Origin of the sequence: Streptomyces sp. NPDC004629, assembly GCF_042873595.1 — a bacterium.
Classification (GTDB): Bacteria; Actinomycetota; Actinomycetes; order Streptomycetales; family Streptomycetaceae; genus Streptomyces.
Window position 1 is genome coordinate 1 of sequence record NZ_JBIALO010000036.1, and the last position, 23,293, is coordinate 23,293.

Sequence of the window (23,293 nt, forward strand, 5' to 3'; positions counted from 1 at the left end):
TCTTCCTGCCCTGAGGCCTTGTCCGGTCCTTACGGATCTCGAAGTCCATCGCACCCCTTGAACTGGGGTGTTGCAACGACTCCTAGAACCCAAGGCAAGGCACCGGCCCCTTCGGTTCGGCCAATCCGCCGGAGGCTTACGCCTCCTTGCTCAGGTTCGGACCGGCTCCGCCGGCCGCCTGCTCGATCGGCGGGGCGTCCGGCAGTGCGGACTTCTCCTCGCCCCGGAAGGTGAAGGTCTTGGTCTCGCCCTCGCCCTCGGTGTCCACGACCACGATGTGACCGGGACGCAGCTCACCGAAGAGGATCTTCTCCGAGAGCGTGTCCTCGATCTCGCGCTGGATCGTGCGGCGCAGCGGCCGGGCACCCAGCACCGGGTCGTAGCCCTTCTTGGACAGCAGTTCCTTGGCGGACTGGGACAGCTCGATGCCCATGTCCCGGTCCTTCAGGCGCTCGTCCACCTTGCTGATCATCAGGTCGACGATCCGCAGGATGTCCTCCTGCGTCAGCTGCGGGAAGACGACCACGTCGTCGACGCGGTTCAGGAACTCGGGCCGGAAGTGCTGCTTCAGCTCGTCCGAGACCTTGTTCTTCATGCGCTCGTAGTTGGTCTTCGTGTCACCCGAGGCCGCGAAGCCCAGGTTGAAGCCCTTGGAGATGTCCCGGGTGCCGAGGTTGGTCGTCATGATGATGACCGTGTTCTTGAAGTCCACGACCCGGCCCTGGGAGTCGGTCAGCCGACCGTCCTCCAGGATCTGCAGCAGCGAGTTGAAGATGTCCGGGTGGGCCTTCTCGACCTCGTCGAACAGGACGACGGAGAACGGCTTGCGGCGGACCTTCTCGGTCAGCTGACCGCCCTCCTCGTAGCCCACGTAGCCGGGGGGCGAACCGAAGAGACGCGAGACCGTGTGCTTCTCGCTGAACTCCGACATGTCGAGGGAGATCAGCGCGTCCTCGTCACCGAACAGGAACTCCGCCAGCGCCTTGGACAGCTCGGTCTTACCGACACCCGACGGGCCGGCGAAGATGAACGAGCCACCCGGACGCTTCGGGTCCTTCAGCCCCGCGCGCGTACGGCGGATCGCCTTCGACAGCGCCTTGACGGCGTCGACCTGGCCGATGACCCGCTTGTGCAGCTCGTCCTCCATGCGGAGCAGGCGGCTGGACTCCTCCTCGGTCAGCTTGAAGACCGGGATGCCGGTGGCCGTGGCGAGGACCTCGGCGATCAGCTCGCCGTCGACCTCGGCGACGACGTCCATGTCTCCGGCCTTCCATTCCTTCTCCCGCTTGGCCTTGGCGGCCAGGAGCTGCTTCTCCTTGTCGCGCAGGGAGGCGGCCTTCTCGAAGTCCTGCGAGTCGATCGCGGACTCCTTGTCCCGGCGGACCGCGGCGATCTTCTCGTCGAACTCGCGCAGGTCCGGCGGAGCCGTCATCCGGCGGATACGCATCCGGGAACCGGCCTCGTCGATCAGGTCGATCGCCTTGTCCGGCAGGAAGCGGTCCGAGATGTAGCGGTCGGCCAGGGTGGCGGCCTGGACCAGCGCCTCGTCCGTGATGGAGACCCGGTGGTGGGCCTCGTAGCGGTCGCGCAGGCCCTTGAGGATCTCGATCGTGTGCGGCAGGGACGGCTCGGCGACCTGGATGGGCTGGAAGCGGCGCTCCAGGGCCGCGTCCTTCTCCAGGTGCTTGCGGTACTCGTCCAGCGTGGTCGCACCGATGGTCTGCAGCTCACCGCGGGCCAGCATCGGCTTCAGGATCGAAGCGGCGTCGATGGCGCCCTCGGCGGCACCCGCACCGACCAGCGTGTGCAGCTCGTCGATGAACAGGATGATGTCGCCGCGGGTGCGGATCTCCTTGAGCACCTTCTTCAGGCGCTCCTCGAAGTCACCGCGGTAGCGGGAGCCGGCGACCAGCGCGCCGAGGTCCAGGGTGTAGAGGTGCTTGTCCTTGAGCGTCTCGGGCACCTCACCCTTGACGATGGCCTGGGCCAGGCCCTCGACGACGGCGGTCTTGCCGACGCCGGGCTCACCGATCAGGACCGGGTTGTTCTTGGTACGGCGGGACAGCACCTGCATGACCCGCTCGATCTCCTTCTCGCGCCCGATGACCGGGTCGAGCTTGGACTCGCGAGCCGCCTGGGTGAGGTTCCGGCCGAACTGGTCGAGGACCAGGGACGTCGAGGGAGTGCCCTCGGCAGGGCCGCCGGCGGTGGCGGTCTCCTTGCCCTGGTAGCCCGACAGCAGCTGGATGACCTGCTGGCGGACACGGTTGAGATCGGCGCCCAGCTTGACCAGGACCTGGGCGGCGACGCCCTCGCCCTCACGGATCAGACCGAGCAGGATGTGCTCCGTGCCGATGTAGTTGTGCCCCAGCTGAAGGGCCTCGCGGAGCGACAGCTCCAGGACCTTCTTGGCACGGGGGGTGAAGGGGATGTGCCCGGACGGGGCCTGCTGGCCCTGGCCGATGATCTCCTCCACCTGCTGGCGGACCGCCTCAAGCGAAATGCCGAGGCTCTCCAGGGCCTTGGCGGCGACACCCTCACCCTCGTGGATCAGGCCCAGGAGGATGTGCTCGGTGCCGATGTAGTTGTGGTTGAGCATCCGGGCTTCTTCCTGAGCCAGGACGACAACCCGCCGCGCGCGGTCGGTGAACCTCTCGAACATCGTTAATCGCTCCTCAGAGCGGTCAGGCAGTAAGGGGACGCTCCCCTCTCTGTCCTTCCGCAGCTTAGTCCCGCAAGCGGGGACCGCTCATTCCAACTGCCGACACCGTCCGGATCACCTCCGCTCTCGCGGAGACAAGCTGCTGCCTCCTGACCCCGAACGCCGACATCTGCTCCAACCCGATGGTGCGAGACGATGTTCCCGCAGGCCAGACAGTTACCCCCACCATCAGTACGCCGATGGCGAACGTGAGACGGTCTGTTCTGCGTGTCGCCCCCTCCCACTAGGGATGTCTTACCCGTACGGACTGACACTCCATGCCGGGCGCCCCGGTTCCCTCCGCTATGGGCGAACAACCTTGCGCCTGCTCGGGCCCCACGCGCCCCTCGTCCGGCACTCTGCGCAGTCATCGATACACCAAGCGTAACTCTCGGCGAGGTTCCACTGTTGCGCCTGGCATGGTTGGCACCGTTCCCATGATTCCGCTCCCCCGTCGGCCTGTCGCGCCGGACGCACGGGCCCGGGACTGGTACGAGAACGAGCTGGGCTGGGCCATGGCGCCCGGCGAGCCGCTGCGGCTGCTCACGGGCGGGCGCTTCGACGTCCTGGACGTCCCGGCCGCGGCGGGCGCCGCGGCGCTCCGGCACCTGGCGCCGGGCTCTCCGGTGGCCCTGCAGGGCGAGCGGATGCGGCTTCTGGTGGCCGCGGGCAGCGCGGAGGAACTACCCGGGCTGCTGGACTGGCTGGAGTGGGGTTCGCTGCCGCTCGATCTGATCGCACTGGGCGCGGGCGGGCGGCTGGACGCGCCGGTGCCTCCGGGTCCCGGCGCCGGCGGACCGTGGCCGCCGCTCCCGGGCCGCTCCGGTCCCGCGCTGCACGCGCGCGCGGTCCCCGCGCCGCGTTCCGCGCGGTCTGCTCGTCCCGCGCAGGGGGCCGCCGTGTGGCTGCGACCCCCCGAGCCGGGGCGCGAGGTCGAGGCCTCGCTGCCGACCCTGTCGGCCGTGGGGGGCGGTGGGGGCGCCCCCGATCTCGTACGGCTGGTGGACACGGTGGCGACTTGCTGCCACCGGATCCGGCTGCGGCGCGTATGCGCCGGGCCGTCGGCCGTTCAGCCGTTGGCCTTCTCGTAGGCCTCGCGGATGGACGCGGGAACACGGCCACGGTCGTTGACCTCGTAGCCGTTCTCCTTCGCCCAGGCGCGGATCTGCGCGGTGTCCTGGCTGCCACCGGAGGCGGCGCGGGCCTTTCCACGTCCGCCCGAAGCACGGCCACCGGTACGCCGACCGCCCTTCACATAGGGGTCGAGAAGTCCGCGCAGCTTGTCCGCGTTGGCGGTCGTGAGATCGATCTCGTACGTCTTGCCGTCCAGCGCGAACGTCACGGTCTCGTCCGCCTCGCCACCGTCGAGGTCATCGACAAGAAGGACCTGAACCTTCTGTGCCACCGGATTTCCTTTCATCGATAACTTGAGGGCTCGGGGCCCGCGGCATCCGCCGTTTCGCCGCCCCCTGTTATATGCAGTACTGCAGTACGTCGGAAAGCAAACCGCTTTTGCCGGAAAAACACAAACCCCCGGGAGAGGCTCTGGGGGCGCACCAGTCCGGAAACATGCGCGTTTCGGACATAGGGAGCGTGGGCAGGGTCGGCGGCCGGAATACCGGGTCAAGCCCCCGGCGATCACAGATGCAGAAGCATCCGACTGTTGCCCAAGGTGTTCGGTTTCACTCGTTCGAGACCCAGGAACTCGGCGACGCCCTCGTCATAGGAACGCAACAGCTCCGCGTAGACATCGGTGTCGACGGGTGTCTCGCCGATCTCCACGAAGCCGTGCTTCCCGAAGAAGTCCACTTCGAAGGTCAGGCAGAAAACGCGTCGAACACCGAGCCAACGGGCGGTGTGCAGCAACTTCTCCAGCAACTGGTGGCCGACGCCGGCACCCTTCAGTCCGGGCTTGACCGCGAGAGTGCGCACTTCCGCGAGGTCTTCCCACATGACGTGCAGCGCGCCGCAGCCGACCACCTCGGCGTTGTCGTCGCGTTCGGCGACCCAGAACTCCTGGATGTCCTCGTAAAGCGTGACGGTCGCTTTGTCGAGCAGGATGCGCTCACGGACGTACACGTCAAGGAGGCGGCGCACGGCCGGGACATCGCTGGTCCGGGCCCGCCGGACGGTGATGGCTTTTGCGGTGACTTCGGGGCGCTCTGCTGACATGAGCGGACGCTATCGCCCGCCGCCGTCCTGTGCGGAGCCGGGGTTCTCGGCGCCGGTATCGGGGACCGTATCGGAGGTTTCCGGGCCCTGGACGATGCGGACGGCGTCCCTGAGGGCCCGGCGCTGTTCGTCGCTCATCATGCCGAAGAAGGCGACCAGAGCCGCCGCCGGGTTGTCACTGCGCGACCATGCCTCGTTCATCAGGGCGGCGGCGTAGGCGGCCCTGGTGGAGACGGCCGCATATCGATAGGCCCGGCCCTCGGCCTCGCGGCGCACCCAGCCCTTCTGATGGAGATTGTCCAATACGGTCATGACCGTGGTATACGCGATCGACCGTTCCCGCTGAAGGTCTTCCAGGACTTCTCGAACGGTCACCGGGCGGTTCCACTTCCACACCCGCGTCATGACCGCGTCTTCGAGTTCTCCCAATGGGCGAGGCACAACTCAGAACAATAGTGGTAGAACCAGCCAACCGCGCACCGAACGCCAACAACCCGAACAAAAGGGACCCCGACTCGACACCCCACACCTACGGAACACGCACCACGGACGCAGTCGGGCGCCGTGGTTCGAGGCGGGCACTGTGGCGCGGGGCGCGGGACTCGGACGCGGGCGGGTGCTGTGGGGGCGGGATGCGCCACGGCGTGAGAGGCACCGCGGGCTGGGACAGGCGCTTTGGGAGCGGGCAGACGCCGTGGTGCGGGGCGCGCGCCACGAGCACAAGCGGGCGCCGCGGGCTGGGATGGGCACCGCAGGAGGGCGCGAGCCGGGGCGCTACAGGCGGGCGCCGTAGTTCGGCGGGCACCGCGCGGGCGGGCGCCGTGGGCGCGGACAGGCACGTGGACCGAGGACGGGTGCTTGGGGGAGCGGGCAGACGCCATGGCGCGCGCCTGGGGCGCGGGCGGGTGCTGTGGGGCGGGATGCGCCGCGGGCACGAGCTGGGGTCGGGATCCGGGACGCGCTTCAGACCTCGGATCGCCGCCGACTGGAGCGGGACCGCGGACGCGGGCAGACACCGTGATCCGGAGCGGACGCCGCAGTCGGACGCGCGCGACGCGGTTCGGTGGTGGCGGCGTGGTTCGGTGGCGGCGGCGTGGTTCGGGAGCAGGGGCCCCGGGCGCGAGCAGGCGCTGTGGGCCGGGGTGGGCGCCTTGGGCGCGGGCAGACGTCCTGGGGCGCGGCGCGCGTCTCAACCGCGGCGCGTGCGGCGGACCGGGGCGGGTGCGGCGGACCGGGGCGGGTGCCTCAGGTGTCGAGGTGGGGCCATGGTGCGGGACCGCGGCCCTCAGATGCTGGGCCGGGGCGGGCGCCGTGGGCCGCGGTGGTCGCCGTGGGGCAAGCGCTCCGGGAGGTGCCGTGGGCGCGGACTCGTACCGTGGGTCGGGATGCGCCACGGGCATGCGCAGTCGTGGCGGGCCGCTTGAGGGAGCGGGCGGACGCCCTCGTGCGGCGCGCGCCTCAGACGCGGGCCGGGTGGGTCAGGCGTCGGAGTTGGCGGGGGTTTGGTGTGGGGTCTCCGAGCGGGTCAGGGCGGCGTCGACGGCGGCGTCCTCCTTGGTCTTGGCGGCGCCGCCCTGGGTCTTCACGATCACCCTGACCACACCGATGAAGAACGCCGCCATGACGACGGGGGGCACGAGCGCGGAGACGTAGTCCATGCCCCCAGGGTAGCCACGTGCCCGTGCCGCGGACGGACCGCCCCTCAGCCGGCCGCGAGCCGCTGCTGAGGGGGGCCGGGGTTGGCGGGAGGCGTGGGCGGCTTGCGGCGGGGGAAGACCTCGCCGGGCGTCGGAATGGGCCGCGACGGCTTCGACGGGGCGGGGGTCGGCCGCTGCCCGGGCCGCTCGCCGGGACGGTCCTTCGGGCGCTCCGCGGGCTTCTTGCCCTGCTCCTCGCCCGCACCTCCCGGCAGGGCCAGCAGCCGCGTGCTCCGGCGGGAGGCGGGCACACTCGGCAGACCGGCACTCCATCCGCCCGTGCAGCGGTGCAGCAGGGCCGCCGCGACGGGATTGCCGCGCAGCGCCCGCAGCGCGGCGAGGTCGTCGTCCGTCGGCCGGTACCCGGCGGCCAGCGTTTCCTCCAGGAGCGCGAGATAGCCGACGACGGTGCCGGGCAGGGCGGCGCGGTACCGGGCGAGGTCCGCCACCAGGAAGGCGCGCAACCGGGCCCCCTCACGCATCGCCTCGTCGAGCGACTCGGCGAGCCGGAGACAGTCCTGGACGTCCTCGGCCGAGGCGGGGCAAGGGTGAAGGGCGAGGGCGAGAGCACGGCGGAGCACACGCAGCTCCTCCGCACCGAACGCCATGCCGCCGCGGGATCCGTATGGCGTGGGCATGCACCGACGATACGCACTAATCAGACAAATTTGGCGCAAGGGGCGCGCGTGGCGCGCGCAGCCCACCCACCTGGACGTCCGCGCCCCACCCCGCGCCGGGTCAGAAACAGGCCAGGATCAGAGACGGGCCAGGGTCAGGGACGAGTCGGGATCAGGACGGGTAAGGGTCGGAGACGAGCCCGGGTCAGGGACGGGACACGTTCCGCTCGTACACCAGCCGCAGCCCGATCAGCGTCAGCCACGGCTCGTGCTCGTCGATGACCGACGACTCGCCCAGCACCATCGGCGCCAGCCCACCCGTGGCGATCACCGTCACGTCGTCCGGGTCGTCGGCCAGCTCCCGGGCCATCCGGGTCACCACGCCGTCGACCTGGCCGGCGAACCCGTACACGATCCCCGCCTGCATCGCCTCCACGGTGTTCTTGCCGATGACGCTGCGCGGCCGGGCCACCTCGATCTTCCGCAGCTGCGCGCCCTTGACCCCGAGCGCGTCGACCGAGATCTCGATGCCCGGCGCGATGACCCCGCCGACGTACTCCCCGCGCGCGCTGACCGCGTCGAACGTGGTCGCCGTGCCGAAGTCCACGACGATCGCCGGGCCCCCGTACAGCTCGACGGCCGCGACCGAGTTGATGATCCGGTCGGCGCCGACCTCCTTGGGGTTGTCGGTCAGGATCGGCACGCCGGTCTTCACCCCGGGCTCCACCAGCACCGCGGGCACGTCCCCGTAGTACCGCCGCGTCACCTCCCGCAGCTCGTGCAGCACCGACGGCACGGTCGCGCAGATCGCGATGCCGTCGATGCCGTCCCCGAGTTCATCGCCGAGCAGCGGGTGCATGCCCATCAGCCCCTGCAGCAGCACCGCCAGCTCGTCCGCCGTGCGCCGGGCGTCCGTGGAGATGCGCCAGTGCTCGACGATGTCGTCACCGTCGAACAGACCCAGCACGGTGTGCGTGTTGCCCACGTCGATCGTGAGGAGCATGGCCCTACTCCGCCTCACGCAGGTCGAGGCCGATGTCCAGGATCGGCGACGAGTGGGTGAGGGCACCGACGGCCAGGAAGTCCACGCCGGTGTCCGCGTAGGCCCTGGCGTTCTCCAGGGTCAGCCGGCCCGACGCCTCCAGCAGCGCTCGCCCGTGCGCGATGGCCACCGCCTCCTCGCACTCCCCGGGCGTGAAGTTGTCCAGCAGGACCAGGTCGGCGCCCGCGTCGACGACCTCGCGCAGCTGATGCAGGGTGTCCACCTCGACCTCGATCGGCACGTCGGGGAACGCCGCCCGCACGGACTCGAAGGCCCGGGCGACGCCGCCCGCGGCGACCACGTGGTTGTCCTTGACCAGCGCCGCGTCCGACAGCGACATGCGGTGGTTGACCCCGCCGCCGCAGCGCACCGCGTACTTCTCCAGCGCCCTGAGGCCCGGCGTCGTCTTGCGGGTGTCACGGACCTTCGTCCGGGTGTCCCCGAGAACGTCCGCCCACGCGCGCGTGGCCGTCGCGATGCCCGACAGGCGGCACAGCAGGTTCAGCGCGCTGCGCTCGGCCGTCAGCAGGTCACGCGTGCGCGTGGTGACCGACAGCAGCCGCTGCCCCGCCGCCACCCGGTCGCCGTCCGCCAGGTGCCGCTCGACCTCGAACTCGTCCGTGCAGACCACCGAGAGCACCGCCTCGGCGACCCGCAGGCCCGCCACCACGCCCGCCTCGCGCGCGATGAAGTCGCCGGTGGCCACGGCCTCCTCGGGGATGGTCGCCACGGTCGTCACGTCCACGCCGCCCGCCAGGTCCTCCTGGACGGCGACGTTCGCGATGTCCTCGATCTCCATGGGGTCGAGCCCGGCGTCGGCCAGGAGCTGGGCGAGCGCGGGGTCGAGCCCGCACTCCAGGTATGCCTCGTCGCCCTCGGCACCGCAGGCGCAGCCGTCGCCGCAGCCACCGGTCGAGGCAAGGGGAAGGTCGGGGGTGCTCACTTCTGTCACTGCTCCTGGGGACGGTGCTGCCGGGTCGGGGGGAAGTCTGCGGTGTCCGTGGTGCGCACGGCCAGCGTGCGGTCCGGATTCAGCCGTACGACGATGTGGCGCCGCCAGGCCGCGTCGTCGCGGGCGGGCCGGTCCTCGCGCCAGTGGCAGCCGCGGGTCTCCTCGCGCAGCCGGGCGGCGGCGACCAGGACACGGGCCACGCACAGGAGGTTGGTGGCCTCCCAGGTGTCCACGCCCGGCTCGGCGGTCTTGCCGTTCTCTTCGAGGGCGTCGCGGGCCTCGATGTCCAGCCGCTGAAGCTGGTCGGCGGCCTTGGCCAGGGACTCCTCCGAGCGCAGGACGCCCGCGCCGTCGGTCATGATCCGCTGGATCGCGAACCGGGCCTCGGGGCCGAGCAGCGGGTGCGCGGGCCGGCCCGGCTGCCCGACCGGGTCCGGTGCGCCGGCGGGCAGGCCGTGCTCCGCCCGGCGCGCCGCGATGTCGGCGGCGATCCGCTCGGCGTAGACCAGTCCCTCCAGGAGGGAGTTGGAGGCGAGCCGGTTGGCGCCGTGCACGCCGGTGCAGGCGACCTCGCCGCACGCGTACAGCCCGGGGACCGTCGTACGGCCCCGGGAGTCGGTGCGGACGCCGCCGGAGGCGTAGTGGGCGGCCGGGGCGATCGGGATGGGCTCCTCGACCGGGTCGATGCCGTGGGAGCGGCAGGCGGCCAGGATCGTCGGGAATCGGTGCTCCCACATGGCGGCGCCGAAGTGCCGGGCGTCCAGGAACATATGCCCGGCGTCCTGCTCCTGCATCCGCCGCATGATGGCCTTGGCGACGATGTCCCGGGGCGCCAGCTCGGCCAGTTCGTGCTGCCCGAGCATGAAGCGCACGCCGCCGCCGTCGACCAGGTGGGCGCCCTCTCCGCGCACCGCCTCGGAGACCAGCGGCTGCTGGCCCTCCGCGTCCGCGCCGAGGAACAGCACGGTCGGATGGAACTGCACGAACTCCAGGTCGGAGACCTCCGCGCCCGCGCGGAGGGCGAGCGCGACGCCGTCACCCGTCGACACCGACGGGTTGGTGGTCGCCGAGAACACCTGGCCCATGCCGCCGGTCGCCAGCACCACGGCGGGCGCGTGCACGGCGCCCACGCCGTCGTGCTGGCCCTCACCCATGACGTGCAGGGTCACGCCCGCGGTCCGGCCGTCCGCGCCCGTCAGCAGGTCCAGCACGAGCGCGTTCTCGATGGTGCGCAGTCCACGCGCGTGTACGGCCTCCACGAGCGCCCGGGAGACCTCCGCGCCGGTGGCGTCGCCGCCGGCGTGCGCGATGCGACGGCGGTGGTGGCCGCCCTCCCGGGTCAGCTCGATGTCGCCCTCGTCGTCGGTGTCGAAGTGGGCGCCGGTGGAGATCAGCCGCCGCACCGCGTCGGGACCCTCGGTGACGAGGATCCGTACGGCCTCCTCGTCGCACAGGCCCGCGCCCGCCACCAGGGTGTCGTCCAGGTGCTGCTCGGGGCTGTCGCCCTCGCCGAGGGCCGCCGCGATGCCGCCCTGCGCCCAGCGGGTGGAGCCGTCGTCGAGGCGGGCCTTGGTGACGACGACGGTGCGCAGACCGGCCGCCTCGCAGCGCAGGGCCGCGGTGAGTCCGGCCACACCGGAGCCGACGACGACCACGTCCGCGTCGATGGACCACCCGGGAGCGGGCGCGTGCAGTCGTATGCCTGTGCTGGTCACGAGGCGGCTCCGAGGGTTCCGAAGGTGAGGGGGAGGTTGTCGATCAGCCGGGTCGTGCCGACCCGGGCGGCCACCGCGAGGACGGCCTCGCCGGTGAAGTCGTCGTCGATCTCGGTGAAGTCCGCCGGGTCGACGAGGGCGACGTAGTCGAGCTCCAGCGGCGGGTCGTAGCGCGCCGCCTCGTCCAGGACGGTGCGGGCGGCGGCGCGGACGGCCGCCGCGGCTCCCGGCACGGCCTTGGCGACGGCATGCGCGTCGGCCGCCGCCCGGGACTCCCCGATCGCGCTCAGCGCCTCGGCACGCGCATGCGTGGAGGGCACTTCGAGGGCACGCGCGCGCAGCGCCTCCTGGGCGGCATGCCGGTCGTGGCCCGCGAACAGGGCCCGGGACAGGGCGAGCGCGGTGCGCCGCTCGGCGGGCGAGAGATAGCGGTTGCGGCTGGACAGGGCCAGGCCGTCGGGTTCGCGCACGGTCGGCACGGCGACGATGTCGACGCCGAAGTTCAGGTCCCGCACCATGCGCCGGACCAGGGCCAGCTGCTGGGCGTCCTTCTGCCCGAACAGGGCCAGGTCGGGGTGGGTGAGGTGGAACATCTTGCCGACGATCGTGAGCACGCCGTCGAAGTGCCCGGGGCGCGCGGCGCCTTCCAGGCGCTCGCCCATGGGGCCCGCGGAGACGCGCACCTGGGGCCGGCCGCCGGGGTAGACCTCGTCCGCCGACGGCGCGAACACCGCGTCGGCGCCCGACTGTTCGGCGATCTTCAGGTCGGCTTCGAGGGTGCGCGGATAGCGGTCGAGGTCCTCTCCCGCGCCGAACTGGAGCGGGTTGACGAAGACAGTGACAATCACGAACCCGGCGTCGCCGACGCGCTCGCGCGCGGCCCGGACCAAGGTGGCGTGGCCTTCGTGCAGGGCACCCATGGTCATGACGACGGCGGTGCGTCCCGGTACCGCGAAACGGTCACGGAGCTGCGTCAGGTCCTCGGCCGTGGGGACGAGTTCGAGGCGACGGCGGCTCATCGGTCTTCCCCGTTCTCGGGCAGGTCCGTACCCGTGGCGAGCACTCCGAGCAGGTCCTCGGCCAGTTCCGGCTTCAGCAGCCCGTGCGCCAGCGCCCGGTCGGCGGTCGCGCGGGCCATCGCCAGATAGCCGGCGACGCTCTGGGGGGCGTGCTTGCGCAACTCGGTGACGTGCGCCGCGACCGTGCCCGCGTCCCCGCGCGCGACCGGCCCGGTCAGCGCCGCGTCACCGGAGCGCAGGGCGTTGTCCAGGGCGGCGCCGAGCAGCGGGCCGAGCATCCGGTCGGGCGCCGCGACGCCGGCCGCGCGCAGCAGCTCCATGGACTGCGCGACCAGGGTCACCAGGTGGTTGGAGCCCAGGGCGAGGGCCGCGTGGTACAGCGGGCGGTTCTCCTCGGCGATCCACTCGGGCTCGCCGCCCATCTCGATGACCAGGGCCTCGGCGGCCAGCCGCAGCTCGTCGGGGGCGGTGACGCCGAAGGAGCAGCCGGCCAGCCGCTGGACGTCCACGGGGGTGCCGGTGAAGGTCATCACGGGGTGCAGCGCGAGCGGCAGCGCGCCCGCGCGCAGCGCCGGGTCCAGGACCCGCGCGCCGTACCGCCCCGAGGTGTGCACGAGCAGCTGACCCGGCCGTACGGCGCCGGTCTCGGCGAGGCCCGTCACCAGGCCCGGCAGGGTGTCGTCCGGGACGGTGAGCAGGACCAGGTCGGCCCGCTGGAGGACTTCGGCGGGCGGCATGACCGGCACGTCGGGCAGCAGCAGTTCGGCCCGCCTCCTGGAGGCGTCGGAGACCGCGGAGACGGCCACCGGCCGGTGCCCGGCGAGTTGCAGGGACGCGGCCAGGGCGGGGCCCACCCGGCCCGCGCCGACGACGCCCACGGTGAGCCGCGCGGGGCGGTCCTTGAGGTCTGGCTGTTGGTCTGTACTCACGCGATGGTGGCCTTCCCGTTCCAGTCCGCTCTGGGTACCGGACGATTTCTCGTCATGTTAACGCGATCGGCCCAGAGCCCGACCGCTTGTCCACAGCCTGTGGGTTTCCCCGGCCACGGCTCGGGCCCACGGCACAGCACCTGCATCGCATGCCGTCCCCGCGTGCGGCCCCGGCGCCGCTTGAACCACCCGCCACGCGGCTCACCGCACCGTTGTGCGCCGCCTATGGGTCGCCCGGGGTGCCGGCTCTCGGAAATGGGGCTGCCTTCGGGGATGGCGGCGCGGCATGATCCGGGGCATGAGCGACAACGCTGAGCGAGGCGAAGAGCCGTCGGAGCGGCTGCGGGAGCGGCGGACGGCGGCGCACCGGAAGGCGCGGCACGTACTGGCCCGTCCCGGCATGCGGGCCACGATCCGCGAACGGCTGGAGCTGCTGCGGGATGCCGGATCCCAGGTGTACGACCTCGACGAACCGGCGGACATGTACGGCGACCGGATCGTGACGGCCCTGGAGGACCGGGTCGCCGCACTGCTCGGCACGGAGGCCGCCGCGTTCTTCCCGACGGGCACGATGGCCCAGCAGGTGGCCCTGCGCTGCTGGGCGGCCCGCACCGGCAACACGTCGGTCGCGCTGCACCCGCTGTCGCATCCCGAGGTGCACGAGCGGCATGCGCTCAGCCAGGTCAGCGGCCTGCGCCCGGTCCATGTGACCACCGCGACCCGGCTCCCCACGGCCGGGGAGATACACGCCCTCGCGGAGCCCTTCGGCACCCTGATGCTGGAGTTGCCCCTCCGGGACGCCGGTTTCGTGCTGCCCACCTGGCAGGAGCTGACCGAGGTCGTGGCGGCCGCCCGGGAACGGGACGCCGTGGTGCACTTCGACGGGGCCCGGCTGTGGGAGTCGACCGCCCATTTCGGCCGCTCCCTGGACGAGATCGCCGGCCTGGCCGACAGCGTCTACGTGTCGTTCTACAAGTCCCTCGACGGCCTGAGCGGCGCCGCGCTCGCCGGCGGCAGGGGGCTGGTCGAGGACGCCAAGGTCTGGCGGCACCGGTACGGCGGCACGCTGTTCCAGCAGTTCCCGGCCGCGCTGTCGGCGCTCGTCGGACTGGAGCGCGAACTGCCCCGGCTGCCGGAGTACGTGCGGCACGCGCGCGTGGTGGCCGGCGCGCTGCGCGAGGGGTTCACCGCGGCCGGGCTGCCGTGGGCGAGCGTGCACCCCGAGGAGCCGCACACCCACCAGTTCCAGGTCTGGCTGCCGTACGAGCCGGACGTGGCCGCGGAGGCGGCGGTGCGCCAGGCCGAGGAGACCTCCGTCGCCCTCTTCGCGGGCGCCTGGCAGTCCGGCGGCCCCGGCCTCGCCATGACGGAGGTCACCGTCGGGGCGGCCGGCCTGGAGTGGACGGCGCAGGACGTGAGGGCGGCCGTGGCCGAGTTCACCGCCCGGCTGCCGGAGAAGCCCTAGCCACCACCGGCCGCTCCCGCCCCGCTCGGGCCACTCCCGGCCCGCTCCCCGCGCCGCGCGCTACAGGGGCCGGGCGTGCCACCACCGGTCCGGGGCGTGCGCATCGCGGCGTCGGGCTCCACGGCCGTCCCGGTGGTCCCAGGTGGCGCCGATTGCACCGGGAAGTCCCGTCGTTTGACGGCCGCCGTCAAGCGAGACGGCCGTTGTCAGTGGCGGCGTGCACCATGGGGGCATGAGCGTGCGCATCGACATCGCGGGGCTGCGGCCGGAGCGGGTCGTCGTCGTGCCCTCGCCCCTGGCCGAGCTGGGCATGGCGCTGCACGCGCTGTCGGAGCCCGGGCACCATCCGGGCCTGCGCGGCTGGGCGGCGGACGTGACCGCCCGGCTGGACGCGCACCTCGCCGACCGTATGTGCGACGCGGACTTCCTGTGGCGGACGACGTTCTCGGACCTGTTCATGCCGTTCGCGGGCCTGCCCGGCGCGGTCCCGGGCAGCACCCTCGCCGAGGACATGGACCTGCTGGACAAGCTGGCGGACGAGGATTTCGTGGACGCGGCCCTGGAGTTCACGTGCATGCTCACGTACGACACCCAGGCCCCGGACATCCTGTCGAACGCCGGGGTGCGCCGCCGCGCGCTGGAGGCGGCCGCCTCGCGCGGGCCGCGGCAGGTGCGGTTCACCCAGCGGCTGCTGGACGACCCGCCGAGCGTCCGGGCCTGGCTGCGGCGGTTCCTGGAGGACTGCGACGAGGCTTTCTTCGCCGACACCTGGGACCGGCTGCGCCACCAGCTCACGGCGGACGCCCGGCACAAGGGCGAGTTGCTGCGCCGCAAGGGGCTGGCCGAGGCGCTGGCCGCCGTCTCCCCGGCCGTGACACTGGACGAGTCCGCCGCGCGGATCACCGTGGACAAGCTCACCGAGGGCCGCACGGTCACCGCGGGCGGCGGCCTGCTCCTCATACCGACGAACCTGGGCCGCCCGCACCTGAGCGTGCTGCACCGCTACGGATGGCAGCCCGCCCTGCACTACCCGGTCGCCTCCCCCGAGCCGGCCTCGCCCCCGTCGGTGGAGCAGCTCACGCTGCGGATGACCGCGCTGTCCCATCCGGTGCGCATGCGCATATGCCGCCATCTGGCGCGCAGCGCGTACACCACGAGCGAGCTGGCCCAGGTGCACGGCCTGACCGCACCCGAGGTGTCCCGGCATCTGGGCGTGCTGAAGAAGGCGGGCCTGGTCACCACCCGCCGCCGCGGCCGCTATGTGCTGCACCAACTGGACGTGACGGTCGTCGCCCGGCTGGGCGGCGACCTCCTGGAGGGGCTGCTGCGCTGAGCGCTCCGCGGGCCGGGCCGTGATGCGCCGTCAGTCGGCCGCGGCGGCATCGTGGCGGGTCGCTCCCCCAAGTTCTCGGCTTCGCTCAAACAGAGAGGTCCCCCACCGCGGCGGAGCCGCAAGGTGATACAGCCCCGCAGCCCCTTCGGGGCGCTGCCGGGCCCGGTCGGTCGGGGCGGCGCGGGCGGGGTCAGTCGAGGCGGATGTGCCGCAGCCCGACGCCGGCCTGTCTGATCCGCGTGCGCAGGGCGCCCTCGGTGTTGGGCAGCAGCGTCAGCCCGGCCAGCACGGCGATCCGGTCCGCCGTCTTGGGCACGGTCGAGTGGTCGGTCCACAGCTGCTCGGCGAACTCCGGCTCGCGCAGCCGCTCCAGGCAGCGGTCGAGCTGCTGAACGGCCCAGCTCTCCCTGCGCGGAACCGTCTTCTTGCCTGCGGGGAGCCGCAGCAGATGCCCGAGGCCCCGCTCGCGCAGCCGCCGCAGCACCGTCTCGCGCTCGGCAAGGAGTGTGAAGTGCTGTACGTCGTGGCCGAGTTCACGCAGCCGGCCGACGGTCTCGGCGAAGTGGCCCGTGTCGGTGACCGTCATGGGCGCGATCACCACGCCGTCGTGCTTGGCCAGGGTGAGATCGAGCACCTCGACGACGCCCTGCCGCCAGGAGGCCAGGTCCTGGAAGTCTCCGCGCAGTTCGGGCGGGAGCATGCGATTCAGCCCGAAGCCGGGGTGCTCGGGGTCGCAGATCACGCTGCCGGGCAGGCGGCGCTGGATCTCGTGCGCGGTCTGTGTCTTGCCGCCCCCGAAGGGGCCGTTGATCCACAGGAGCATGCGCAGACCCTATCGATGCCCCGGCGCGGGCATCAGCCGTGTCCGCCCGCCCGCACCAGGCCCGTCTCGTACGCGAGGACCACCACCTGCACCCGGTCCCGCAGCCCCAGCTTGGTCAGGATGCGGCCGACGTGGGTCTTGACCGTCGCCTCGGACAGCACCAGCCGGGCCGCGATCTCGCCGTTCGACAGGCCCTGGGCCACCAGCACCATGACCTCGCGCTCGCGGTCCGTGAGCCGGTCCAGCTCCTTGTGCTGCGGCTCCCGGCCGGCGGCGGGCAGCATCGGCGCGAAGCGGTCGAGCAGGCGCCGGGTGGTGGAGGGGGCGACGACGGCATCGCCGCTGTGCACAGAGCGGATGGCGGTCAGCAGTTCGGCGGGCGGCACGTCCTTCAGCATGAAACCGGAGGCGCCCGCCTTCAGCCCGGAGAAGGCGTACTCGTCGAGGTCGAAGGTGGTCAGGATCAGCACCTTCGGCGGGTCGGGCTCCGAGCAGATGCGGCGGGTGGCCTCCACACCGTCCAGCTTCGGCATGCGGACGTCCATCAGGACGACGTCGACGGCGGTGGAGCGCAGCACCTGAAGGGCCTCGACGCCGTCACCCGCTTCCGCGACGACCTCCATGTCCGGCTGGGCGGCGAGCACCATCCGGAAGCCGGTGCGCAGCAGCACCTGGTCATCGACGAGCATCACGCGGATCGTCATCGGGGCCTCTTTTCGACTTTCGGCTCTTGGGTCTGCCGCGGGGCGTGACAGCTGTCAACAGGGGGTGCGCGTCGGCGTCAATGCACTGGTTTGAGCGGGAGCAGGGCACTGATGCGGAATCCTCCGCCCGGACGGGGCCCCGCGTCGAGAGTGCCGCCGACCATGCCGACCCGCTCGCGCATGCCGATGAGGCCGTGGCCCCCGCCGTCGGCGCCGCCCTCCTCGTACAGCTCGTGCGGGGCGCCCTTGCCGTCGTCCTCGACGAGCAGGCCGAGCCCGTCGTCGAAGTAGACGAGGCGCACGCTGGCGCCCGCGTTCGGCCCGCCGTGCTTGCGGGTGTTGGTCAGGGCCTCCTGCACGATGCGGTACGCGGTCAGCTCGACGCCGCTGGGCAGCGGGCGCGGGGTGCCCTCGACCTTGAAGTCGACGGGCAGCCCGGAGCTGCGGCACTGCTCGATCAGCTCGTCGATCTGCTCCACGTCGGGCTGCGGGACGTACTCGCCGGCTTCCTTGTGCTCGCCGGTGCGCAGCACGCCGAGCAGGCGGCGCATCTCGGCGAGCGCCTGGCGGCCGGTGGAGGAGATCGTCTCCAGGGCCTTCTTCGCCTGGTCGGGCGCGGCGTCGAGGACGTAGGCGGCGCCGTCCGCCTGCACCACCATCACCGACACGTTGTGCGCGACGACGTCATGCAGCTCGCGCGCGATCCGGGCGCGCTCGGCGGCGACCGCCACCTTGGCCTGCGCCTCCCGTTCCCTCTCCAGGCGGGCGGCCCGCTCCTCCAGCTGGGCGAAGTAGGCGCGGCGTGTGCGCATGGAGTCGCCGAGCACCCACGCGAGGGCGAACGGCACCGTCTGGAAGACCGCTATCGCGATCTGCCCCGCGAAGCCCGCCTGCTCGGTCGGCCACCGGATCTCCGCGAGGGTCGCCGCGCACAGGCCGGTGCCCAGGGCGAACCAGGAGGCCCAGCGCGCGCCGGTCGCGGCGACCGTGTAGATGATCACCAGCATGGCGAAGTCGGCGATGGTCGTCTCGACGTCCAGGACGAGCTGGGCCACTCCGGTCGCGGCGGCCAGCAGCAGCATCGGCTCCGGCAGCCGGCGGCGCAGCGCGGTGACGACACACAGCACGGCGGACACGGCCAGCCCCGAGGCGACCGATCCGTGGTGGCCCGACGCCCGGTGGACGCCGACGACCCCCACGCAGGAGATCCCGAACAGGACGACGGCCCAGAAGGTGTCGACCCACGTCGGGTGTCTGCGAAGGAAGTCGTAGAGGCGCTGCACGTAACCCAGAGTAGGGAAGTGTGATGTGTGCAGGGGTCAACCGGAGGGCCGATCCGCGCCTGACGCACATACTCCGCAAGGTGGAGACCGTGATCATCTGTGCGCCTAGTCTGGTCCGATGACGGACGGGACGACGCGCGGTACCACCGGCGGATCCGCGGGCGGAACGGGCGGCGCGGAGCGGGATTCGGAGCCGGGCGCGTGGCGCGGCTGGCGGGCTGCCACCGAGGCGGCGCTCTACGGACCCGGCGGCTTCTACCGGCGTCCCGAGGGGCCCGCCGGGCACTTCCGTACGTCCGTGCACGCGTCGCCGCTGTTCGCCGCGGCCGTGGCGAGGCTGCTGTGCCGGGTCGACGACGCGCTCGGACGGCCCGAGGCACTGGACTTCGTGGACATGGCAGCCGGGCGGGGCGAACTGGTCACCGGTGTGCTCGCCGCGCTGCCCGAAGAGGTGGCCGCACGCGCGCGCGGGTACGCCGTGGAGATCGCCGCCCGTCCGGCGCGGCTCGACGAGCGGATCACCTGGCTGAGCGAGCCCCCTGCCGGGATCACCGGGCTGCTGTTCGCCAACGAGTGGCTGGACAACGTGCCGCTGGACGTCGCCGAGGTGGACCACGCGGGCGTGCCCCGGCTGGTGCTCGTACGGGAGGACGGCGCCGAACGGCTCGGAGAGCCCGTGGCGGGGCCGGAGGCGGCGTGGCTCGCGCGCTGGTGGCCGCTGCCGCCCGAGGAGGGGCTGCGCGCGGAGATCGGGCTGCCGCGGGACGCCGCGTGGGCGTCCGCCGTCGCATGCGTCGAGCGGGGGCTCGCGGTGGCCGTCGACTACGCGCACACGGCGCGGTCACGGCCTCCGTTCGGGACGCTCACCGGGTTCCGGGAGGGCCGCGAGACGGTGCCCGTACCGGACGGATCGTGCGACATCACGGCGCACGTAGCACTGGACGCATGCGCGGCACTGGAGCCGTCCGCGGCGCCGGACCCGTCCGCGGCGCGGGACCCATCTGCGGCGCCGGACCCGTCTGCGGCGCGGGACGCACACGCGGCACGGGGTGCGTCTGCGGCACGGGACGCGTCGGCGGCACCGGACGAGCGCGCGGCGCGAGGTGCGTCTGCGGCGCCGGAGGCCGATGAGCCGCCGGACGCCGATGGGCCGCCGGACGCCGACAGGGCCCGTCACACCGATACGCCGTCGGACACCTCCAGGGTGTTGGATGCCGAGGCAGGCGCGGGCGTGCGCGCCGGTCCGGCCGCCGGTACAAGCCTCCGCGCGGCGCGGGCACTCCCGGCCGCGCGCCTGCTCGCACAACGCGATGCGCTGCGCGCCCTGGGCGTCGCCGGCACGCGCCCCCCGCTCGCGCTCGCCTCCACGGACCCCCAGGCGTATCTCCGCGCCCTCGCGAGCGCCGGCGAGGCCGCGGAAATCACCGCGGCCGGTGGCCTGGGCGACTTCGGCTGGCTGCTCCAGCCGGTCGGCATCCCGCACCCGCTCGCCCCGGACCCCGCCCGCGCCTGAGGCGCCCCCAGGCCGCTCGCCGGCTTCCGGCGGGCCTGCGCGGCCGGTTACTTGTCGATGTCCCCGACCACGAAGAACATCGATCCCAGGATCGCCACCATGTCCGCGACCAGCGTCCCCGGAAGCAGCTCGGTGAGCGCCTGGATGTTGTTGTACGAGGCGGAGCGCAGCTTGAGCCGGTACGGGGTCTTCTCCCCCTTGCTGACCAGGTAGTAGCCGTTGATCCCGAGCGGGTTCTCGGTCCACGCGTACGTGTGCCCCTCGGGTGCCTTCAGGACCTTCGGCAGCCGCTGGTTGATCGGGCCGGGCGGCAGCTCCGTGAGCCGGTCGAGACAGGCGTCGGCCAGCGCCAGGGCGTTGTGCGTCTGCTCCAGCAGGCACTCGAAGCGGGCGAGGCAGTCGCCCTCCTGCCGGGTCACCACCCGCAGGGTGTCCCGCAGCTCCCCGTACGCCAGATACGGCTCGTCGCGCCGCAGGTCGAAGTCCACGCCGGCCGCCCGTGCGACGGGCCCGCTCACGCCGTAGGCGTGCACGGTCTCCGGCGCGAGCGTCCCCACGCCCCGGGTGCGCCCGCGGAAGATCTCGTTGCCGAGGACCAGGTCGTCGAAGACGTCCATGCGCGAGCGCACCGCGGCGACGGCGGCACGCGCGCGTGCCGTCCAGCCGGCCGGCAGATCCTCCTTGAGGCCGCCGACCCGGTTGAACATGTAGTGCATGCGCCCGCCGGAGACCTCCTCCATGACGTTCTGCAGCACCTCCCGCTCCCGGAACGCGTAGAACACGGGGGTGATGCCGCCCAACTCCAGCGGGTAGGAGCCCAGGAACATCAGGTGGTTGAGCACCCGGTTCAGCTCGGCGAGCAGCGTGCGCGTCCACACCGCGCGCGTGGGGACCTCCATGCCGAGCATCCGCTCCACGGCGAGCACCACGCCCAGCTCGTTGGAGAACGCCGACAGCCAGTCGTGGCGGTTGGCGAGCATGATGATCTGGCGGTAGTCGCGCGCCTCGAAGAGCTTCTCCGCCCCCCGGTGCATGTAGCCGATCACGGGTTCCGCGCGCACGATGCGCTCGCCGTCCAGCACGAGCCGCAGCCGCAGCACGCCGTGCGTGGAAGGGTGCTGCGGGCCGATGTTGAGCACCATGTCGGTGCTCTCCGCCGCGCCGCCGATCCCGACCGTGGTCTCCGACGTAGGAGTCATGCACCCAGTCTCCCCTACGTAGGCTGGCCGTATGGAGACGGGGAGCCCGCGCGAGGCGGGAGCGGAGGGGAGCGCCGAGGGTACGGGGACAGCGGGCGCGACGGGGACGGCGGGGACCGGGCCGGCGTGGACCGGGCTGCCGCCGGGGCTGCTGCGGATGCGGCGACTGCTGCTGTCGCTGTGGCTGGGCCTGGCCGCCCTCGCCGCGGGTCTGCTGCCCGGCCTGCTCGCCGGGCCGCCCTGGGCCGCGTTCGCGCTGCTGCCGCTCGCCCTGCTGGCATGGGGCTGGGTGATGCTGGGTCGCAACTGGCGCTCCTGGCGGTACGCCGAGCGCGCCGACGACCTGCTGATCAGCCGCGGCGTCCTGTGGCGCGAGGAGACCGTGGTGCCCTACGGGCGCATGCAGCTCGTCGAGGTGACGTCCGGGCCCGTGGAGCGGCACTTCGGGCTGGCCAGCGTCCAGCTGCACACCGCCGCCGCGGCCACCGACGCCACCATCCCGGGCCTCGATCCGGCCGAGGCGGAGCGGCTGCGCGACCGGCTCACCGAGCTGGGCGAGGCCCGATCGGCCGGCCTGTGACCGCCCCGGGCGTCGAGGACGGCGTACGACCGCGGCGGGCCGTGACCGAGCGGCGGCTGCACCCGGTGACGCCGTTCCGGCGGGCGTGGGCGCCGGTCGCCGTGCTCGCCGGATGGGCGATGCACGATCCGAACCAGGCGCAGGAGCAGCTGACCAGGCTGACCACGGCATGGCTGCTGACCGGGCTCGCCGTGCTGGTCCCGGCCGCCGCCCTCTACGGCTTCCTGTCCTGGTGGTTCACCCACTTCTCGGTGACCGACAGCGAACTGCGCATACGCACCGGCCTGTTGTTCCGGCGCACGGCGCACATCCGTCTGGAGCGTATCCAGGCCGTCGACGTGACGCGTCCCCTCCTCGCGCGCGTGGCGGGCGTCGCCAAGCTGCGGATCGACGTCGTCGGGGCCGACAAGAAGGACGAACTCGCCTTCCTGGGGGAGGACGAGGCGCGCGCCCTGCGCGCGGAACTGCTCGCGCGCGCCGCCGGTTTCGCGCCCGAGACGGCGCACGAGGTCGGCGAGGCCCCGGCGCACGAACTGCTGCGGCTGCCCGCGCGGGATCTCGCGGTCTCCCTGGTGCTGACGGGCGCCACCTGGGGCTCCCTGGTGGCGGCGCTCGTCGTGCCGCCCGTGCTGTGGCTGGCCACCCACAGCGTGTGGACGGTCCTCGCCACCGGGCTGCCGCTGCTCGGCGCGGCGGGCGCGAGCAGCGTGGGCCGGTTCGTCGCCGAGTACGACTGGACGGTGGCCGAGTCCCCGGACGGGCTGCGGATCGACCACGGGCTGCTCGACCGCGCGCACGAGACGGTGCCGCCGGGGCGGGTGCAGACGGTGCGGATCGTGGAGCCGCTGCTGTGGCGCCGGCGCGGCTGGGTGCGGGTGGAACTGGACGTCGCCGGGTCGTCGAACTCCGTGCTGGTGCCGGTCGCTCCGCGCCAGGCCGCCGAGTCGGTCATCGCGCGCGTGCTGCCCGGCGTGGCCGTGCCGCGGTCGGTGCAGCGCCCGCCGCGGCGCGCCTGGCGGTGCCTGCCGGTGTGGTGGCGCGGGCACGGCATCGCGGTCACCGACACGGTGTTCGCCGCCCGGCACGGGCTGCTGCGCCGGAGCCTGTCGCTGGTGCCGCACGCCAAGGTCCAGAGCGTACGGCTCACGCAGGGCCCCTGGGGGCGCCTGTGGCGCCTCGCGAACGTCCATGTGGACACCGGGGCCGACGGGACCGTCACGGCCCGTCTGCGGGACGCCCGGGAGGCGGCGGAGCTGCTGCGCGCCCAGGCCGAGCGGTCACGGACGGGCCGCAGGGACGCCCCACCGGACCGGTGGATGACCTGAACGCCCCCGACAAACCACAGCGTTGACCCGAACAAGCCCCGCAGATCGAGGAATCGGCCAGAACGCGCCCGACCGGACCGACGGATGACCTCAACGCGCCTGGCGGACAGCGGCGATGGATGACCTCAACGCGCCTGGCGGACCGGGGCGTTGATCCGAACAAGCCCGGCAGGTCAGGAGTTGGCCGAACGCGCCCCACCGGATCGGCCGACGGCCCGGACGTG

At 72.7% G+C, this 23,293-nt stretch carries 21 protein-coding genes; 6 read left to right on the plus strand and 15 right to left on the minus strand.

Annotated elements, in window-relative coordinates; translation table 11 throughout:
* Positions 1-136: 136 nt before the first annotated feature.
* On the minus strand, positions 137-2,662 hold the full coding sequence (locus ACFYTE_RS35950; protein ID WP_388719710.1) for an ATP-dependent Clp protease ATP-binding subunit: 2,526 nt from the start codon (positions 2,660-2,662) through the stop codon (positions 137-139).
* Between the two features lie 458 nt (positions 2,663-3,120).
* On the opposite strand from ACFYTE_RS35950, the gene ACFYTE_RS35955 reads away from it, so the two are divergent.
* Positions 3,121-3,792, plus strand: coding sequence for an SCO3374 family protein (locus ACFYTE_RS35955; RefSeq protein WP_388719713.1), 672 nt, complete (start codon positions 3,121-3,123; stop codon positions 3,790-3,792).
* Here the strand turns inward: ACFYTE_RS35955 and ACFYTE_RS35960 are convergent.
* The 10 genes from ACFYTE_RS35960 to ACFYTE_RS36005 form a co-directional block, all read right to left on the minus strand.
* Complete coding sequence (locus ACFYTE_RS35960) at positions 3,771-4,106, minus strand: Lsr2 family protein (protein ID WP_149512141.1); 336 nt, start codon at positions 4,104-4,106, stop codon at positions 3,771-3,773. The genes ACFYTE_RS35955 and ACFYTE_RS35960 overlap by 22 nt on opposite strands.
* A 233-nt stretch (positions 4,107-4,339) precedes the next feature.
* Entirely contained in the window at positions 4,340-4,873 is a 534-nt protein-coding gene (locus ACFYTE_RS35965; protein WP_388719716.1) for an amino-acid N-acetyltransferase, read from the minus strand.
* Between the two features lie 9 nt (positions 4,874-4,882).
* On the minus strand, positions 4,883-5,278 hold the full coding sequence (locus tag ACFYTE_RS35970; protein ID WP_388719719.1) for a BlaI/MecI/CopY family transcriptional regulator: 396 nt from the start codon (positions 5,276-5,278) through the stop codon (positions 4,883-4,885).
* Between the two features lie 1,073 nt (positions 5,279-6,351).
* Complete coding sequence (locus ACFYTE_RS35975; protein ID WP_388719721.1) at positions 6,352-6,531, minus strand: hypothetical protein; 180 nt, start codon at positions 6,529-6,531, stop codon at positions 6,352-6,354.
* A gap of 44 nt (positions 6,532-6,575) precedes the next feature.
* The gene (locus ACFYTE_RS35980; RefSeq protein ID WP_388719724.1) at positions 6,576-7,208 is read right to left on the minus strand and encodes a hypothetical protein; all 633 of its coding nucleotides are present in this window, start codon (positions 7,206-7,208) and stop codon (positions 6,576-6,578) included.
* A gap of 184 nt (positions 7,209-7,392) precedes the next feature.
* Positions 7,393-8,190, minus strand: a complete 798-nt coding sequence (locus ACFYTE_RS35985; RefSeq protein ID WP_388719726.1) for a type III pantothenate kinase — start codon at positions 8,188-8,190, stop codon at positions 7,393-7,395.
* Positions 8,191-8,194: 4 nt separating this feature from the next.
* Positions 8,195-9,172: a carboxylating nicotinate-nucleotide diphosphorylase gene (gene nadC / locus ACFYTE_RS35990; RefSeq protein WP_388719729.1), complete on the minus strand. Its 978-nt coding sequence runs from the start codon at positions 9,170-9,172 to the stop codon at positions 8,195-8,197.
* A gap of 5 nt (positions 9,173-9,177) precedes the next feature.
* Positions 9,178-10,896 carry an L-aspartate oxidase gene (locus ACFYTE_RS35995; RefSeq protein ID WP_388719732.1) on the minus strand — a complete coding sequence of 573 codons (1,719 nt, stop codon included), beginning with the start codon at positions 10,894-10,896 and terminating at the stop codon, positions 9,178-9,180.
* Positions 10,893-11,915 (minus strand): pantoate--beta-alanine ligase, encoded by a 1,023-nt coding sequence (gene panC / locus ACFYTE_RS36000; protein ID WP_388719735.1) that lies wholly within the window; start codon positions 11,913-11,915, stop codon positions 10,893-10,895. The genes ACFYTE_RS35995 and panC overlap by 4 nt, the downstream gene beginning before the upstream one ends.
* Complete coding sequence (locus ACFYTE_RS36005; protein WP_388719738.1) at positions 11,912-12,844, minus strand: Rossmann-like and DUF2520 domain-containing protein; 933 nt, start codon at positions 12,842-12,844, stop codon at positions 11,912-11,914. Before ACFYTE_RS36005 ends, panC begins: the two co-directional genes overlap by 4 nt.
* Before the next feature lie 298 nt (positions 12,845-13,142).
* Here ACFYTE_RS36005 and ACFYTE_RS36010 point away from each other — a divergent pair, with 298 nt between their 5' ends.
* Positions 13,143-14,309, plus strand: a complete 1,167-nt coding sequence (locus ACFYTE_RS36010; RefSeq protein ID WP_388719741.1) for a threonine aldolase family protein — start codon at positions 13,143-13,145, stop codon at positions 14,307-14,309.
* A 232-nt stretch (positions 14,310-14,541) separates the two neighbouring features.
* Positions 14,542-15,642 (plus strand): DUF5937 family protein, encoded by a 1,101-nt coding sequence (locus ACFYTE_RS36015; protein WP_388719744.1) that lies wholly within the window; start codon positions 14,542-14,544, stop codon positions 15,640-15,642.
* A gap of 190 nt (positions 15,643-15,832) precedes the next feature.
* Here the strand turns inward: ACFYTE_RS36015 and ACFYTE_RS36020 are convergent, their stop codons facing one another.
* The 3 genes from ACFYTE_RS36020 to ACFYTE_RS36030 all read right to left on the minus strand — a co-directional run bounded on the left by ACFYTE_RS36020 (position 15,833) and on the right by ACFYTE_RS36030 (position 18,452).
* Complete coding sequence (locus ACFYTE_RS36020) at positions 15,833-16,465, minus strand: AAA family ATPase (RefSeq protein ID WP_388719747.1); 633 nt, start codon at positions 16,463-16,465, stop codon at positions 15,833-15,835.
* Between the two features lie 32 nt (positions 16,466-16,497).
* Positions 16,498-17,169 (minus strand): response regulator, encoded by a 672-nt coding sequence (locus ACFYTE_RS36025; RefSeq protein WP_388719750.1) that lies wholly within the window; start codon positions 17,167-17,169, stop codon positions 16,498-16,500.
* Between the two features lie 77 nt (positions 17,170-17,246).
* Positions 17,247-18,452 (minus strand): sensor histidine kinase, encoded by a 1,206-nt coding sequence (locus ACFYTE_RS36030; RefSeq protein WP_388719753.1) that lies wholly within the window; start codon positions 18,450-18,452, stop codon positions 17,247-17,249.
* A 118-nt stretch (positions 18,453-18,570) separates the two neighbouring features.
* Between ACFYTE_RS36030 and ACFYTE_RS36035 the strand changes: the two genes are divergently transcribed.
* Positions 18,571-19,965, plus strand: coding sequence for an SAM-dependent methyltransferase (locus ACFYTE_RS36035; protein WP_388719756.1), 1,395 nt, complete (start codon positions 18,571-18,573; stop codon positions 19,963-19,965).
* A 47-nt stretch (positions 19,966-20,012) separates the two neighbouring features.
* On the opposite strand, the gene ACFYTE_RS36040 is transcribed toward ACFYTE_RS36035, so the two are convergent.
* On the minus strand, positions 20,013-21,164 hold the full coding sequence (locus ACFYTE_RS36040) for an NADH-quinone oxidoreductase subunit D (RefSeq protein ID WP_388719758.1): 1,152 nt from the start codon (positions 21,162-21,164) through the stop codon (positions 20,013-20,015).
* 31 nt (positions 21,165-21,195) lie between these two features.
* Here ACFYTE_RS36040 and ACFYTE_RS36045 point away from each other — a divergent pair, with 31 nt between their 5' ends.
* Both ACFYTE_RS36045 and ACFYTE_RS36050 read left to right on the plus strand, forming a co-directional pair.
* Positions 21,196-21,744, plus strand: coding sequence for a PH domain-containing protein (locus tag ACFYTE_RS36045; protein ID WP_388719761.1), 549 nt, complete (start codon positions 21,196-21,198; stop codon positions 21,742-21,744).
* Entirely contained in the window at positions 21,741-23,069 is a 1,329-nt protein-coding gene (locus ACFYTE_RS36050; protein WP_388719764.1) for a PH domain-containing protein, read from the plus strand. Before ACFYTE_RS36045 ends, ACFYTE_RS36050 begins: the two co-directional genes overlap by 4 nt.
* Positions 23,070-23,293: the final 224 nt, after the last annotated feature.

What these genes read in the sequence shown, in the direction of transcription:
- ACFYTE_RS36015 (WP_388719744.1), top strand. Translation starts at nt 14,542, where the DNA reads ATGAGCGTGCGCATCGACATCGCGGGGCTGCGGCCGGAGCGGGTCGTC.
- ACFYTE_RS36010 (WP_388719741.1), top strand. Translation starts at nt 13,143, where the DNA reads ATGAGCGACAACGCTGAGCGAGGCGAAGAGCCGTCGGAGCGGCTGCGG.
- panC (WP_388719735.1), bottom strand. Translation starts at nt 11,915, where the DNA reads ATGAGCCGCCGTCGCCTCGAACTCGTCCCCACGGCCGAGGACCTGACG.
- ACFYTE_RS35950 (WP_388719710.1), bottom strand. Translation starts at nt 2,662, where the DNA reads ATGTTCGAGAGGTTCACCGACCGCGCGCGGCGGGTTGTCGTCCTGGCT.
- ACFYTE_RS35975 (WP_388719721.1), bottom strand. Translation starts at nt 6,531, where the DNA reads ATGGACTACGTCTCCGCGCTCGTGCCCCCCGTCGTCATGGCGGCGTTC.
- ACFYTE_RS35985 (WP_388719726.1), bottom strand. Translation starts at nt 8,190, where the DNA reads ATGCTCCTCACGATCGACGTGGGCAACACGCACACCGTGCTGGGTCTG.
- ACFYTE_RS35965 (WP_388719716.1), bottom strand. Translation starts at nt 4,873, where the DNA reads ATGTCAGCAGAGCGCCCCGAAGTCACCGCAAAAGCCATCACCGTCCGG.
- ACFYTE_RS36025 (WP_388719750.1), bottom strand. Translation starts at nt 17,169, where the DNA reads ATGACGATCCGCGTGATGCTCGTCGATGACCAGGTGCTGCTGCGCACC.
- ACFYTE_RS36035 (WP_388719756.1), top strand. Translation starts at nt 18,571, where the DNA reads ATGACGGACGGGACGACGCGCGGTACCACCGGCGGATCCGCGGGCGGA.
- ACFYTE_RS36040 (WP_388719758.1), bottom strand. Translation starts at nt 21,164, where the DNA reads ATGACTCCTACGTCGGAGACCACGGTCGGGATCGGCGGCGCGGCGGAG.
- ACFYTE_RS36020 (WP_388719747.1), bottom strand. Translation starts at nt 16,465, where the DNA reads ATGCTCCTGTGGATCAACGGCCCCTTCGGGGGCGGCAAGACACAGACC.
- ACFYTE_RS35980 (WP_388719724.1), bottom strand. Translation starts at nt 7,208, where the DNA reads ATGCCCACGCCATACGGATCCCGCGGCGGCATGGCGTTCGGTGCGGAG.
- ACFYTE_RS35955 (WP_388719713.1), top strand. Translation starts at nt 3,121, where the DNA reads ATGGTTGGCACCGTTCCCATGATTCCGCTCCCCCGTCGGCCTGTCGCG.
- ACFYTE_RS35970 (WP_388719719.1), bottom strand. Translation starts at nt 5,278, where the DNA reads ATGACGCGGGTGTGGAAGTGGAACCGCCCGGTGACCGTTCGAGAAGTC.
- ACFYTE_RS36045 (WP_388719761.1), top strand. Translation starts at nt 21,196, where the DNA reads ATGGAGACGGGGAGCCCGCGCGAGGCGGGAGCGGAGGGGAGCGCCGAG.